13 protein-coding genes and 1 tRNA gene are annotated in these 14,317 nt (G+C 64.8%); 11 read left to right on the plus strand and 3 right to left on the minus strand.

From position 1 onward, the window contains the following. Positions 1-32: 32 nt before the first annotated feature. The 7 genes from ACSKT0_RS22200 (at position 33) to ACSKT0_RS22230 (ending at position 7,948) form a co-directional block, all read left to right on the plus strand. Positions 33-1,436: an MFS transporter gene (locus tag ACSKT0_RS22200; RefSeq protein ID WP_437771656.1), complete on the plus strand. Its 1,404-nt coding sequence runs from the start codon at positions 33-35 to the stop codon at positions 1,434-1,436. 85 nt (positions 1,437-1,521) lie between these two features. After that, on the plus strand, positions 1,522-2,688 hold the full coding sequence (locus tag ACSKT0_RS22205; protein ID WP_437771657.1) for an ROK family transcriptional regulator: 1,167 nt from the start codon (positions 1,522-1,524) through the stop codon (positions 2,686-2,688). A 62-nt stretch (positions 2,689-2,750) separates the two neighbouring features. Further along, positions 2,751-4,274, plus strand: coding sequence for a glycoside hydrolase family 3 protein (locus ACSKT0_RS22210; RefSeq protein WP_437771658.1), 1,524 nt, complete (start codon positions 2,751-2,753; stop codon positions 4,272-4,274). Between the two features lie 48 nt (positions 4,275-4,322). Further along, positions 4,323-5,108, plus strand: a complete 786-nt coding sequence (locus ACSKT0_RS22215; RefSeq protein ID WP_437771659.1) for a glucosamine-6-phosphate deaminase — start codon at positions 4,323-4,325, stop codon at positions 5,106-5,108. A gap of 77 nt (positions 5,109-5,185) precedes the next feature. After that, a complete protein-coding gene (locus ACSKT0_RS22220; protein WP_059389838.1) occupies positions 5,186-5,668 on the plus strand; it encodes a cation:proton antiporter regulatory subunit in 483 nt (160 codons plus the stop codon). Between the two features lie 5 nt (positions 5,669-5,673). Continuing rightward, positions 5,674-6,879 carry a cation:proton antiporter gene (locus ACSKT0_RS22225; RefSeq protein ID WP_437771660.1) on the plus strand — a complete coding sequence of 402 codons (1,206 nt, stop codon included), beginning with the start codon at positions 5,674-5,676 and terminating at the stop codon, positions 6,877-6,879. Positions 6,880-7,006: 127 nt separating this feature from the next. Further along, on the plus strand, positions 7,007-7,948 hold the full coding sequence (locus ACSKT0_RS22230; RefSeq protein ID WP_437771661.1) for a hypothetical protein: 942 nt from the start codon (positions 7,007-7,009) through the stop codon (positions 7,946-7,948). A 64-nt stretch (positions 7,949-8,012) separates the two neighbouring features. On the opposite strand, the gene dcd is transcribed toward ACSKT0_RS22230, so the two are convergent. After that, a complete protein-coding gene (gene dcd, locus ACSKT0_RS22235) occupies positions 8,013-8,588 on the minus strand; it encodes a dCTP deaminase (RefSeq protein ID WP_236813334.1) in 576 nt (191 codons plus the stop codon). 133 nt (positions 8,589-8,721) lie between these two features. Here dcd and ACSKT0_RS22240 point away from each other — a divergent pair, with 133 nt between their 5' ends. Continuing rightward, positions 8,722-10,503 (plus strand): CAP domain-containing protein, encoded by a 1,782-nt coding sequence (locus tag ACSKT0_RS22240; protein WP_437771662.1) that lies wholly within the window; start codon positions 8,722-8,724, stop codon positions 10,501-10,503. Between the two features lie 70 nt (positions 10,504-10,573). On the opposite strand, the gene ACSKT0_RS22245 is transcribed toward ACSKT0_RS22240, so the two are convergent. Further along, complete coding sequence (locus ACSKT0_RS22245; RefSeq protein WP_345448491.1) at positions 10,574-11,020, minus strand: SRPBCC family protein; 447 nt, start codon at positions 11,018-11,020, stop codon at positions 10,574-10,576. A 237-nt stretch (positions 11,021-11,257) separates the two neighbouring features. Between ACSKT0_RS22245 and ACSKT0_RS22250 the strand changes: the two genes are divergently transcribed. From ACSKT0_RS22250 to ACSKT0_RS22260, 3 genes are all read left to right on the plus strand, one after another. Next, positions 11,258-11,331 (plus strand) — tRNA-Gly (locus tag ACSKT0_RS22250). An 86-nt stretch (positions 11,332-11,417) separates the two neighbouring features. Continuing rightward, positions 11,418-11,552, plus strand: coding sequence for a hypothetical protein (locus ACSKT0_RS22255; RefSeq protein ID WP_269317335.1), 135 nt, complete (start codon positions 11,418-11,420; stop codon positions 11,550-11,552). Positions 11,553-11,569: 17 nt separating this feature from the next. Next, complete coding sequence (locus ACSKT0_RS22260; RefSeq protein WP_437771663.1) at positions 11,570-12,703, plus strand: N(5)-(carboxyethyl)ornithine synthase; 1,134 nt, start codon at positions 11,570-11,572, stop codon at positions 12,701-12,703. A gap of 78 nt (positions 12,704-12,781) precedes the next feature. Here the strand turns inward: ACSKT0_RS22260 and ACSKT0_RS22265 are convergent, their stop codons facing one another. Continuing rightward, complete coding sequence (locus ACSKT0_RS22265) at positions 12,782-14,179, minus strand: MFS transporter (protein WP_437771664.1); 1,398 nt, start codon at positions 14,177-14,179, stop codon at positions 12,782-12,784. Positions 14,180-14,317 lie beyond the last annotated feature (138 nt).

Below are 14,317 nucleotides of genomic sequence, written 5' to 3' on the forward strand. Positions count from 1 at the left end.
ACGTTGGGTTCGGTGCAGGTAGTTTATCAAGCATGAACATGGCAACTGCGCCTGAGGCCCCGCACCCGGCATCCGAGCTTGCTTCAGGGCCTGCCCTGTCGAACAAAGGCCAGATCCTTGCGTGGGCGTCCTGGGACTGGGGTTCCGCGGCATTCAATGCCGTCATGACCACCTTCGTGTTCACCGTCTACCTGACGTCCAAGGCGTTTGGCGGCGAAGACTCCGCGTCGGCGACGTTGGGTGCCGCGCTGGCGATTGCCGGCGTCGCGATTGCGATCCTCGCGCCTGTCACCGGTCAGCGTTCCGACTCGGGGGGCCGCCGGAAACTGTGGCTCGGAGTCAACACCGTGCTCGTGGCCGTCCTGACTGGCTCGTGCTTCTTTGTTTTCCCCAAGCCGGAGTTCCTGCTCCTGGGCGTCTCATTGATCGCGCTCGGCAATGTGTTTTTCGAGTTCGCGGGCGTCAATTACAACGCCATGCTGGCCCAGATCTCCACCCCCGCCAATATCGGCAAAGTGAGCGGCTTCGGCTGGGGGATGGGATACCTGGGCGGGATTATCGCGCTGCTCGTGGTGCTGCAGCTATTCGTCCAACCATCCTTCGAGTGGTTCGGGGCCTCCACCCAGGACAGCCTGAATATCAGGCTCGTGGCTGTCTTCTCCGCACTCTGGTTCTTCATCTTCGCGCTACCGGTCCTTTTCGCGGTTCCGGAACTCTCCGTCAAGAAACCGGAATCCCGTCTCGGGTTCCTTGCCTCCTACGGTTTGCTGGTCCGCAGGATCAAGGCCATTTATCGAACCAGCCCGCACACCATCTATTTCCTGCTCGCGAGCGCCATCTTCCGCGACGGCCTGGCGGCGGTCTTCACCTTCGGCGGGGTCATTGCTGCCGGGACCTTTGGCTTCGAGCTCAAACAAGTCATCTTCTTCGCGATTTTCGGCAACGTGGTGGCCGCCGTCGGCGCCATGATCGGCGGATTCCTGGACGACAGGATCGGGCCCAAGGCCGTCATCGTCATCTCCCTTCTAGGACTCCTGGTAGCCGGCACCGCGATCCTGGTTCTCGGCAACGGCGACTACGTGTTCTTCGGAGCCCATTGGGCAGGCAGCACTACGTTCTGGGTGTTCGGGCTATTCCTCTGCCTCTTCGTGGGACCAGCGCAGGCTTCCTCCCGCGCCTACCTCGCGAGGCTGGCGCCTGACGGCGAATCCGGCGAGCTGTTCGGGCTCTACGCCACCACCGGCCGGGCCGTGAGCTTCCTGGCACCGGCGCTCTTCACCTTGTGCATCACCCTGGCGGCCCCTCTTGTGGCCCCGGGCGCGGCCCAACGCTGGGGAATCCTGGGCATCATGGTGGTGCTCCTGGCCGGCCTGCTGGTGATCCTGCCCGTCAAGTCACCCAACAAGACGGAAATCGCCACCGTTCCGCTGAGCTGAGGGTGGGGCTCGCGCGAGCGCCTTGATTCCACACAATCTGCGGAAACCCTTGATCTTTGATTGTTAGTAGAGTTTACTAACTTGCATGGAAGCCCTTCGTGACCGCCAGCGCACCGACCGTCAGCGCACCGATCGAACCGGCGCTGCAACCCTGCCTTCCGACGGGCGGGCCCACAACCTCTCCTTGGTGCGCCAGACGCTCCACTCGGCAGGGGCGATGAGCCGTGCGGAACTCTCCCGGACCCTGGGCCTGACCCGCGTCACGGTATCAGACCTCGTCTCGGACCTCCTGGAACGAGGCCACGTGGTGGAGCTGGGCCAATCGGATGAGGTCCGCCCGGGCAAGCCGGCCATCCTGGTGGACATCAATCGCCAGGGCCTTCAAGTGATCGGCATGGACTTGGCCGAAAATTCCGTGCTGCGCGCGGCCGTCCTTGACCTTGACGGCAACATCCTCGATCGGGTCGAGCGCTCGCTCTCCGAGGAGACCGGACTGGACGTCGTCAACCAGGTCCTCAAGCTCGCTTCCGAGGCCGTCGGCCGAGCCACCGCCACACTGCTCGGAATCGGCGTCGGAACCCCCGGCATCGTCAACGCGGACGGCGTTGTCACCACTGCCCCCAACTTCGAATGGAAGGATATCCCCCTTCGCGATCTCCTCCAGGAGCGCACTGGCCTGCCGACCCTCGTTTCCAACGACGCCGACGCGGCAGTCCACGCGGACCACACCTTCGGCGGCGGCAGCGATGACATGGTCCTTGTGAAAATCGGGCGCGGTGTCGGTTCAGGGCTCATTGTGGGCGGCCGGCGTGCCCGGGGCGCCCACTCCGCGGCGGGCGAAATCGGCCACGTCACGGTCGGCACCGATGGCGGGACCATGTGCAAATGCGGTAAAACAGGCTGCCTCGAAACCTGGATGTCCGTTCCCAGCCTCGAACGGGCCCTCACCGAAGCGGCAGCGAGCTCCGAACCGGAAGCCGCGGCCGACGTCGTACTCCGGGAAGCAGGCGAGCGGCTCGCCATCGCCCTCGCGCCCGTTGTGGGCGCGCTCGACTTGGCTGAAGTGGTCCTCAGCGGACCCAGGGAGCTGTTGGAAGGCCCCCTTCTCAACGCCGTCCAGCAGACCCTGCTTGAGCGGCTATTGCACCAGGACCCTTCACCGGTGTCCGTCCGTCTCGCGGAAGAGGCACAGGACATTGTCCTGCGCGGAGCCGCGGTGATGGTCCTGTGGAACCAGCTCGGTGTGGCCTGAGCGCCGCGCCTGCCGTTTCCAGCCCTGACTACCCAACAAGCATCCCTCCAAAGGAGCCGGACATGGACACGATTCAGTCCCCCGCTACCCAGTCCTTTGCCGCCGGGCCTGCCCGCGCGCACCTCCGCCGATTGGCGGCAGGCACCCTCATGCCCGGATTCACCGGCATCGCCGTCCCCGTCTGGATCCTGGACGCGTACGACGCCGGGCTGGCTGCTGTGTGCCTCTACGGCACAAACGTGGCGTCCCCCGTGCAACTGCGCGAGCTCTGCGCCGGGCTCCGCGCGCATTCCCCGAACACGCTTATCGCCGTCGATGAAGAGGGCGGCGACGTCACGAGGCTGCACTACCTCACTGGTTCCCCGCAGCCCGGAAACGCGGTGCTCGGGCGTTTGGACGACATCGAACTGACGGCCGCCAGTGCCAGTGCCATCGGCCACGAACTCGCAGGGCTGGGCATCAACTTGAACCTGGCTCCGGATGCCGACGTCAATTCCGCTCCGGACAATCCCGTGATCGGCGTGCGCAGCTTCGGGGCCGAACCGGATTTGGTGGCCCGGCACACTGCCGCTTGGATCCGCGGGCTCGAAGACGCCGGCGTGGCGTCCTGCGCCAAGCACTTCCCGGGCCACGGCGACACCACCACCGATTCCCACCTGGCCCTCCCGCGGGTCACGGCCAACGCCGCAACGCTGGATGCCCGCGAACTTGTCCCGTTCCGCGCGCTCGTCGCGGCTCACGGCGCCACGGTCATGACCAGCCACATCCTGGTCGAAGCCCTCGACCCGGACCACCCTGCCACCTTCTCTTCGCGCATCCTGCAAGATCTGCTTCGCGGCGACATGGGATTCGAGGGCGTCATCATCACGGATGCGCTGGACATGGCCGGCGCATCCGCCCAAACCGGAGTTCCGGAAGCAGCCGTCCGGGCGCTCATAGCCGGGGCGGACCTGCTGTGCCTTGGTTCCGAAACAGGACCGGCCCTCTTCGAACAGACGATCACCGCCATTACAGACGCTGTTGAAGAGGGACGCTTGCCCATGGAACGGCTGGCGGACGCTGTAGGACGCACGGCAGCACTGTCCTCGCGTTTCCCCGCTGCGGGTGCTGCGGAAATACAGGAGGCCGCGATCAGGGGCCGGCTCGGCCTGCCCGGCAAGCCGCAGCCTGCCGGCGTGCTTGGCGATGCGGCGGAGCTCGACGGCGAGCGCATCGCCGAGGCCTTCGAGGTGTCCGAAGCCGCCCGGAGGTGGCTGGCGCGGGAGGAACCCGTGGCGATCGTGCAGGTTGAAACCGGATCCAATTTCGCGGTCGGCCGCGTGCCGTGGGGCCCCGCTGCCACAACTTCCGCCGTGGTCCACGAAGGCGAGGTGCCTGACGGCGCGCGGGTCGCCGTCGTCGGGCGCGGCCTGGATGCCGAGCACCCGCTGTGGACCGTCTTCGCCCGCTTGAGGGCGGAGGGGCACGCGGTGATCGCTGTCGAGTGCGGCTGGCCCAGAGGCGGGGCGGACATCGTCACCTACGGTGCGTCCCTCACTGTGTCCCAGGCCCTGACTGCGCTGCTGAACGGCAGCGCCAAGGCCTGACCGCCGCCAATTTAACGCCCGGACACCACCCATCGACAGAAAGTTGCCATGGAAGTCATTGTCACGACCACTCCTGAATCGGCCGCTTCGGCCGCCGCCCAAGCCGTCCTCTCAGGACTCCCTTCGGGCAGGGGACCCGTGCTGGGCCTGGCCACCGGCTCGTCTCCGCTGGGGCTGTACGCGGAGCTCGCAGCTGCGGCGGCTGCGGGACGCGTCGATTTCTCGGCCGCCACGGGATTCGCCTTGGACGAATACGTGGGCCTTCCGACTGGACATGTCCAGTCCTACCGCGAGGTCTTGATCCGCGAGGTCTGCGATGTCATCGGGCTTCCCTTGGCCGGGCTGAATATCCCTGACGGAACCGGCACCACGCAGGCCGAGCTCGAAGCGGGAGCTGTTGCCTACGACGCCGCAATCGGTGCCGCCGGCGGCGTCGATGTGCAGATCCTGGGCATTGGCGCCAACGGCCATGTGGGATTCAATGAGCCCGGATCCTCTTTGTCCTCCCGGACGCGGCTGAAGAGGCTGACGGCCCGCACGAGGCGGGACAACGCCCGGTTCTTCGACCACGACGGCGATGTCCCTACCCACTGCATCACCCAGGGATTGGGGACCGTGCTGGATGCGCGCCGGCTGGTGCTCATCGCCACCGGCGCCGCGAAGGCCGCCGCGGTCGCTGCCGCGATCGAGGGGCCGCTGACGGCGTCGTGCCCTGGTTCGATCCTGCAATGGCATGCCGACGCTGTGGTGGTTCTGGACGAGGCAGCCGCCGCCGGATTGGCGAACCGCGAATACTACGACGACGCCGCGCGGGGCCTGGCTTTGACCCCCTAGAAAGTCGCGGACCGCTTTGCGCGGCGGCTGCGAGTGGCATCATTCCGCCGCCCCTTCAAGAGGGCTAGGGTGGACTTATGAACGTGGATGAGACAGAACTTCCAGGCCTCGGGGTCCGCAAGGATTTCATCACGGCCTCGGGACGCCGGATCGGTGTTGTCGAGATGCGGGAGGGTGAGACCGAGCTTTTCGTCTCCACATGGGACGATCCCGATACCTGCCAGGCATCCATCCCGTTGACCGCAGACGAGGCCGCCGCACTGGGCAACCTGCTGGGCGGGCAGCACATCGCGATGCGTTTGGCCGAAGCCCACAAGGAAATCCCCGGCATTGTCACGCGGCAGTTCTCCATCACCGCGGACTCCCCTTTCAACAACCAGCCCATGGGCAAAGCCCAGATCCGCACCCGCAGTGGTGTCTCGATCGTGGCGATCATGCGCGAAGGCGAAGTGGTTCCCTCACCGGCTCCCGACGTCGTCCTTCACACGGGTGATTTGCTGGTGGCTGTCGGTACGCAGGAAGGTCTTGACTCTGCGGCTGCCATTCTGCGCAACGGCTGACGTCCATGGACCCCCTGGCCCTGACCCTCATTGAGCTGGGCGCAGTCGTTTTCTGTCTCGGCCTCTTGGCGCGCTTGGCCGGCAGGATCGGCATGTCACCCATTCCGCTCTATTTGGTGGGGGGACTGGCGTTCGGGGCGGGTGGACTGATCAAGCTCGATGGCATGCACGAGTTCGCCCACCTTTCCGGCGAAATCGGCGTCATCCTGCTCCTGTTGATGCTCGGCTTGGAATACACAGCCGCGGAACTCGTCACCGGGCTGCGGCGCTCCTGGCAAGCCGGCGTTTTGGACCTCGTGTTGAACTTCCTGCCAGGTGCGGGCATCGCGGTGTGGCTCGGCTGGGGACTCGTGGGCGCGATCGTGATGGGCGGTGTCACCTATATTTCTTCCTCCGGCATCGCCGCGAAGGTGATCACGGACCTCGGCCGGATCGGTAACCGTGAAACGCCGGTGGTGCTGGCCATCCTGGTGTTCGAAGACCTCACAATGGCCATCTACCTTCCGATCCTGACGGCGATCCTCGCTGGCGTGGGCTTCCTGGGCGGACTCCAGACGGTGGGCATTGCCTTAGCCGTCGTCACCCTCGTGCTGGTGGTGGCCCTGAAACACGGTCACCGGGTTTCCCAGGCCGTGCACAGCGAAAACTCCGAAGTCTTCCTGCTCAATCTCCTTGGGGCCGCACTTCTCGTGGCGGGCATCGCGTCCGCCCTCCAGGTCTCCGCGGCCGTCGGGGCGTTCATGCTGGGCATTGCCATTTCGGGGGCAACGGCCCACAACGCGACGCGGATCCTTGAACCCCTGCGGGACCTCTTCGCGGCGATCTTCTTCGTAGCCTTCGGCCTCAACACGGACCCGTCCAGCATCCCGCCAGTCCTGGGCTGGGCGCTGCTCCTTGCTCTCGCGACAGCCGTGACCAAGGTGCTGACCGGATTCTGGGCGGCAAAGCGGGCCGGGATCGCCATTCCCGGTAGTTTCCGCGCCGGGGCCGCCCTGATTGCCCGCGGCGAATTCTCCATTGTCATTGCGGGCCTGGCCGTGGCCTCGGGAGTCGTCCCGCGCGAACTTGCTGCCCTCGCCACCGCGTATGTGTTGCTCATGGCCATCATCGGACCGCTCGCAGCCCGCTTCGTGGAGCCGGCGGTCAAGGCCTTCCGCAAGTCGCCGCGCAAACCGAAGGCATCCGAGCCTATTGCCTCGTTCGAGGCGTGAGATCTCGTCTCTTTCGCGCGTTCAAAGAGTCGAGATCTCACGTCTCGAGCTGTAGGCGGGCCATCACTAGTCCTCCCCACTGTGGATAACCAGTTGGGGACCCCCGCGCTGTGCCAAGAATTGGTGCATGCGCCGTCCTGGACCTCTTCCTGAAACCCTCAGGGGCCGCTCGTTCACGCTTTCCGAGCAACGCGATGCCGGGGTTTCGGATAACCGGGCTTGGAACAAGGATCTTCGCGTCGCCAGCCGCGGAGTCCGCGTTCCATGGGGCGCCGCCCAGGAACTTTCCCACACCGCACGCCTACTGACCAGCATCTCGCCGGGAACAGTTTGTTGCGGCCCGACGGCGGCAATCCTGTGGCGTTGTCCCCTCCCTTTTGACCTCGAACGCGAGCCGTTGGTGCATTTGCTGCGGTGGGACGGCGGGAACCGGCCAGTTCGCAAGGGGGTCGCCGGTCGCAGGGTAGCGTTGGGGGCCGCCGACCGTCAGGCCATTGACGGAGTCCCCGTGACGAGTCCTGCCCGAACGTGGCTTGATTTGGCGGCCTTGCTGCCCTTGGACGATCTCGTGGCCGCGGCCGACCACTTCATCTGCAGTCAGTCCCGCAGTTTCGGCCACAACCGCGCCGCCCTTTGTTCCCTGGAGGATTTGCGTTCTCAAGTGGAGAGAAACCCAGGGATCCGTCGACGCCGGAACGCCCGGCTGGCGCTGGAACTCGCGAGGGTTGGCGCAGACTCCGTACCGGAAACCAAGCTCCGGCTTGCCGTCGGCCGGCAGGGACTGCCGGAACCTGAATTGCGCTTTGTGGTCCAGGATTCAAGCGGCTGGGAGTTGGCGTGGCCGGACTTGGCCTTCCCCCGGTACAAAGTAGCCGTCAACTACGACGGCGGCCACCACCTGACAGCCGAGCAAAAGGAATCGGACATTCGCCGTGACGAATCCATCGCAGCGATCGGCTGGACCTCGGTGACCATTACGGCACGGCACGTGAAGGCGTGCGGGTTCGACGGCGTCGTACCCCGTGTGCGAGGCGCCCTGGCCCGCGCCGGGTGGGTCCACGAGGCGTGAGATCTCGGCCTTTTCGAGCCTTCAAAGAGGCGAGATCTCACTTCTCGAGGCAAGCAGTCGGGTGCTAAACAGCCGTCCGGTGGAAATTCAGGTGGCTGCGGCTGGCGGTGGGGCCGCGCTGGCCTTGGTAACGGTTGCCGTAACCGCCGGAACCATAGGGATGTTCAGCGGCCGACGAGAGTCGGAAGAAGCACAACTGGCCGATCTTCATGCCGGGCCACAACTTGATGGGCAGCGTCGCAACGTTGGAGAGTTCCAGCGTCACATGGCCCGAGAACCCGGGATCAATGAAGCCGGCCGTGGAGTGCGTCAACAAGCCGAGGCGCCCCAGCGAGGACTTTCCTTCGAGTCGTGCGGCGACGTCGTCCGGGAGGCTCACTGTTTCGTATGTTGAACCGAGCACGAACTCGCCCGGGTGCAGGATGAAAGGCTCGTCGCCCTCGACCTCAACCAGCCGAGTCAGCTCAGGCTGCTCCTCGGAGGGGTCGATGTGTGCGTATTTGTGGTTGTCGAACAGCCGGAAGAAACGGTCAATCCTCACATCCACCGAGGACGGCTGAACCATTGCGGGGTCGTAGGGCTCCAGGACGATACGTCGGGAGTCGATTTCGGCACGTATGTCGCGGTCAGAGATCAGCACAGGATCAAAAGTACCGTATGCATCGCGCACCCCGTGGTGCCGGAGTGGCGCATGGGACTATAGTGCACCACATAGACTACCGTTACCGCTGTTGTGTTTGGGAACGGTGGCACGACGCGAATCTGGGGAAACATTGAGACGAATTGCGGTGCCCGTTGCCGTGCTGGTGGTCTGCCTTCTCACGGTGATGGCCCCTGCTTCTGGCCCGCTCGCCGTTCCGGTTTCGCTCGCGGGAACTGCCGCCGCTGCCGCGCCTTCCACCTCAAACACCACCGCTGGCGCTGAAAGTACGACGGCGGCGTCCGCACCGCCGTCGGGATCCAGCCTTCCGCAGGCCGCACCCGCGCCGGGGTCACCAACAGCCACCCCCGCAGCACCAGCAGCCGCCCCTGCAGCAGCCGGGGCTGGCGCGGGCACCGCCTCAACCGTCCCAGCGGCGACCTCCCCTGCGCAGGGGAGCCCAGTCATCGAGCCCGGCAACGGCACCTCACCCCAGGCAGCGGCCGGCCCGCCCCCGCTGCCCTCCATCCCGCCCGCATCCGGCCCGGACCCGCTCCCCGGAACCGCAGCTGGGGACGCCACACAGCCGGCCCCAGCCCCGACGAAGTCCTCCCCCGCAGCTGTGCCCCTGGTCTCGACGCAAGCATTGGTCAATGACGATAATTCCGCCCAGGTGCTGGCCGTATTCAACGCCATCAATGCCTACAGGACGTCGCTTGGCTTGAATCCGGTGAAGTACAACCCCACGGTGTCCACTCTTTCGCAGGACTGGTCCAACAACATCGCCAGCCGCCAAGTGATTGAACACCGCAGCAACTTCTGGACCGACCCCAGGGCCTTGAACCCCAACAACGGGGCAGGCGAGATCATCGCGGTCCGCTGGGATCGGAATGCCGCCCAGCTTGTCGAATGGTGGAAAAGCTCACCCGCCCATGATGCGCTGTTGCGTGACCCCCGTTTCAACGTGATCGGCGTTGGTATCACGTTCACCGACGGCAACTACCTGACCACCCCCAATAGCTACACGATGTGGGGCGTGGTCAATCTCTTCGGCTATACGACGCTCCCCGCCGGCACAGTCAACAGCCCGGGCGCCGGCACGGCCCCTCCCCAGCTTCCGCCTCCGACCGTCTGCGACCCCATCGCGAAGCACCAGCCGCCCACGCTGGACCTCAGCGCCGCGGCCATCCGCAGCTCCGGTGACCTGGTCGCCGTCGACCCCTCTGGCAACTTGAGGGACTACCCGGCACTCGGCAACGGCACGTTCGGTCCCGCCCGGACGGTCGGATCCGGTTTCTCCGGGGCGAAAGAAGTGATGACCACCGATTGGGACCGCGACGGTGTGATCGACGTCTTGGTCCAAATGCTGGACGGCAGGCTACTGCTCTACCCCGGAGCGGTGAGCGGAGGATTCAAAGCGCCGGTGACGTTAGGCGGATCGGGCTGGCAGTCGATGACCATGGCCGTGGGCACATGGTGCGGCAACAACCGGCTCCCGCAAATCCTCGCCACTGATTCCAGCGGCGCGCTCTACCTGTACCGGAACCTGGGGCTCACCGCCCTGGTCGGACGGACCCAAGTGGGATCGGGCGTCAGCGCGATCCGGCTGAGCATGGTGGACTACGACGCCGACGGCTTTCAGGACCTGCTGGCGGTGGAAGCAAACGGGAACCTGCGACTCTACCGCGGCTCCGGGCTCACCGCGCCGATGGCAGAGGCACATCTAGTGGTCGGAACCGCCTGGACCGACTACTCCGGATTGCGCACGCTCAAGGGTGCCACTGGCCTCAACACCACCGGAATCGCGGGCCTGCTGAGCAATGGAACGATCGAGTATTGGGACCTGACTGGCGGACGCCTCACGACGCCGAGCACTCCGATAACCGGTTTGGGCGGACTCAAGCTGGCGCAGTAACTGGGCCCACGCCGGCAGGGTTCCCTGGGCGAGCGGAGCGAGGCGAGGGAGGCGAGGGAGGCGGTGGAGACTAGGCCTCCGGGGTTTGCTCTTCGATGACCGACTTGAGCTGCTCCACCTGGACTACTTCATCTTCCATGGTCTTCTGGATCATGCTGTTCATGAGTTTCTGCAGGCCCTTGGGGTGGTACTCCAGGGCGAAGCGCAGGCGGGTATTGGGCCCCTCGGTGCTGAGGTAGTAGCCGCCTGTGGGCCGCGCAGGACCGGCGACGACGGCGAAACGCACTTCGGCGCCTGGCCTGGCTTCAGTGATTTGGAAGTCAGCCGCGATCGGGCGCCCGCCCGGGCCCGCCAAAGTCTGCTGGTAAACGGCGCCTTTTTCGCCGGCGTGTCCCGAACGGAGCGAAATACTGCGGATACCGCTGCGCCACAGCGGATTGTTGAGTCCGTCCACCAGGAATTGATAGACAGTCATGGCATCGCGACCAATGAGTACTTCATGCTCTGCAAATGCCACGGAATCCTCTTTCGGCGTACGGCTCATAGACATAGCCGGGTTCCCCATGACACAGCAGCTAACTGCTACAGAATAGTCAGGCACGGCGCAGCGCAACACACCCACGTCGAGCCTTAACCGAATCTTTACGAGCCCCGTAGGGAAATTGATGAGACCGTGATACCGGTGAGTCTGTGTCTGGATCAGCGCGCCATCTGCGCTAAGCTGGGATCTGCTCCGGCTGGTTTGCGGAGTATTGCGGGCGTAGCTCAATGGTAGAGCGCTAGCTTCCCAAGCTCGATACGCGGGTTCGATTCCCGTCGCCCGCTCCAGTTTTGCCCGGATACAAGGCGTCCCATCGCCTGGGTGTATCGTCAGAAGCTAGGAGCCATTTCGGCTCTGCTCTAAGGGAGCGATCATGGCTGACAAATCACCTCGCCAAGCTGCATCGAAAAAATCCGGCAAATCCATCAAAGAAAAGCGCGCGGATAAGCGGGCGTCAGAGTCCCCCGCAACCACGGTGGCCAAGCCGGCAACCGGCAACAAAAAGTGAGCGGCCATATAGGCGCCATGACCCTCGGCATCCTGTCGTCCTCGCGGAAGCCGGACGAGCGCCGGCTGCCTGTCCATCCCCTGCACCTGGAGCGTATTGCTCCGGAACTCCGGGAGCACATCCGGCTCGAGCGCGGCTACGGCGAGCGCTTCGGCTTTTCGGACAGCCAACTTGAGCCGCTGGTCGCTGGCATGGCAAGCCGTGAAGAACTGATCGCGGATTCGGATGTCATTCTCCTGCCCAAACCGCAGCCGGAAGACCTTGCTGACCTCCGCGACGGCCAGGTTCTCTGGGGCTGGCCGCACTGCGTCCAGGACAGGGCAATCACCCAGCTGGCCATCGACAAGAAGCTGACCCTGATCGCGTTCGAGGCGATGAACCACTGGGCCAGCGACGGCGGCTTCGGGCTCCACGTTTTCCACAAGAACAACGAACTTGCAGGCTACTGTTCCGTCATCCACGCCCTTGCCCTGACGGGCTCGACGGGTGACTACGGGCGGCGGCTGAGCGCCGTCGTGATTGGCTTCGGAGCCACAGCGCGTGGCGCCGTCACCGCCCTCAACGCGCACGGCGTCCACGATGTCCAAGTGCTGACAAACCGCGGCGTTGCGGCGGTCGGTTCCCCCATCCACTCGGTGCGCATAGTGCAGTTCGACCACGACCAGAACGCCCCTTTCCTGAGCGAGGTCATTACCGATCGTGGCCGCCTGCCACTCGCGCCGTTCCTTGCCGCGAGCGACATCGTGGTCAACTGCACGCTTCAGGACCCGAACTCGCCGCTGACATACCTGCGGACCGAGGACCTGGATGCGTTCCAGCCAGGCAGTTTGATTGTTGACGTCTCCTGCGACGAAGGCATGGGCTTCAGTTGGGCGCGGACCACGACGTTCGCCGAACCCATGTTCACGGTGGGCGACCACATCAACTACTACGCCGTGGACCACAGCCCGTCCTACTTGTGGAATTCGTCCAGCTGGGAGATCAGCGAAGCGCTCCTGCCGTTCCTTGGGACGGTCATTTCGGGCCCCGAGGCCTGGGACGCCAGCGAAACGATCTCCCGGGCCATCGAGATCCGGGACGGTGTCATCCGCAACCCGGACGTGCTGCAGTTCCAAGGGCGCACAGCGGACTATCCGCACCTTGCGGCGTAACCGCCTCGCAGCCTAATAATGCGGCTGAGCCGGGCGCCTTGTGGGTGCCCGGCTCAACCACGTTCAGGCGTTACTCCGCTACGTCGACTGCGGGACGATCCGCACCATCCGGCGTCGATCCCGCACGTTCACTTTGAGCCGCAATTCAGACTTCCGGGCGAGCACGACGGCGACTGTCGCTGCCGCGAGCGCCGGCACCCCGCCTGACACCAAGAGAGCCGCGTGCGGGTTCAGGTGCTCGGCAAGCCAGCCCAGCATGGGTCCACCGATGGCTTGGCCGCCGATGAGCACCATGATGTAGAGGCTCATGACGCGGCCGCGGATGCTCATGTTGGCGCTCACCTGGACCAGCTGGTTGGCGGCGGTCAGGAACATGAGGCACCAGAATCCGGAGAGAACCATGGCAGCGGAGAGCCACACCATGGACGGAGCCAACGCCGCCAGGCACAGCATCAAGCCGTACATCCCGGCGCACAGCACCACCGAGCGTAGGCGCAATTGGCGGCGGCGGGCCGAAGTGATTGCTCCGGCCAGCGCGCCAAGGGCAACCATGGCGTTGAGCAAGCCGTAGCCGCCGGCACCCGCATGGTAGATGTGGTCCGCGAAGGCGGCGAGGAGCACAGGCAGGCTCATCGCGAAGACCGCTACAAAGCCGGCCATGAGCCACGGCCAATAGATGGTGGGCTTGCTGAGGGCGTATCGCAGGCCTTCCTGCAGCATTCCCTTGCGTTTTGGCACGGGCGTGCTGACATAGAGTTCGTTCTTGCGCAGCATCAGGAGCATGGTCACGGTGGAGCAGCAGGCCACCGCGTTCGCCGCGAAAGCCCAGCCCGCGCCGACCGCGGTCAGCAACACACCAGCCAGGGCGGGACCAATCAGGCCGCCCAGCTGGAACGTGGTGGAGTTGACGCTGATGGCGTTGCGCAGGTACTTCGGTCCCACGAGTTCATTGACGAAGACCTGCCGGGCCGGCTGGTCGAGGACCGTCACAAGGCCCAGGACAAACGCGATCACGTAGACGTGCCAGACCTCGATGCGGTGGCTCAACGCCAACACGGCAAGGATGGCGGCCAGGGAGGCCGCGACGCTTTGGCACACGATGAGGATGCGTCGCTTGGGGAAGCGGTCCGCCATCATGCCGCCCCAGGGGCCCAGGAACAGCGACGGCATGAACTGCAATGCCACGGTTATTCCGACGGCGGTGACGGATCCGGAGAGCTGGAGTACCAACCAGTCCTGGGCAATTCTCTGCATCCAGAGTGCGATGACAGCCACGAAGTGGCCCACGGCGAAAATCCGGAAGTTGGGTACTTTGAGGGAAATGAAGGTGTGCCGCCAGGGTAACCGTTCGCTGACGACGGCGATTGGCTGGGTGACCGTGTCCGGTTCGGCAGCGTGTGAAATTCGGCTGCTTGCGGCGAGTGAATCGATGATGGGTTGGCTGACGTTTGCCGCTGAGGGCGGTGGGGGTGCCAAAAGTAGTCCTTGGATAGACGTTTCGCTGGGATGCCTTTAACGCTAGGGTTGGCCGCGGTGATTATGGAAGTGAATTGGCCGTATAACTAGCATTGCGAAGTGCAATACACCGGCGGGAGCGGCGGTGAACGTAGCTAT

The organism is Arthrobacter sp. KNU40 (assembly GCF_051515115.1).
In the GTDB taxonomy this organism is placed as follows: domain Bacteria; phylum Actinomycetota; class Actinomycetes; order Actinomycetales; family Micrococcaceae; genus Arthrobacter.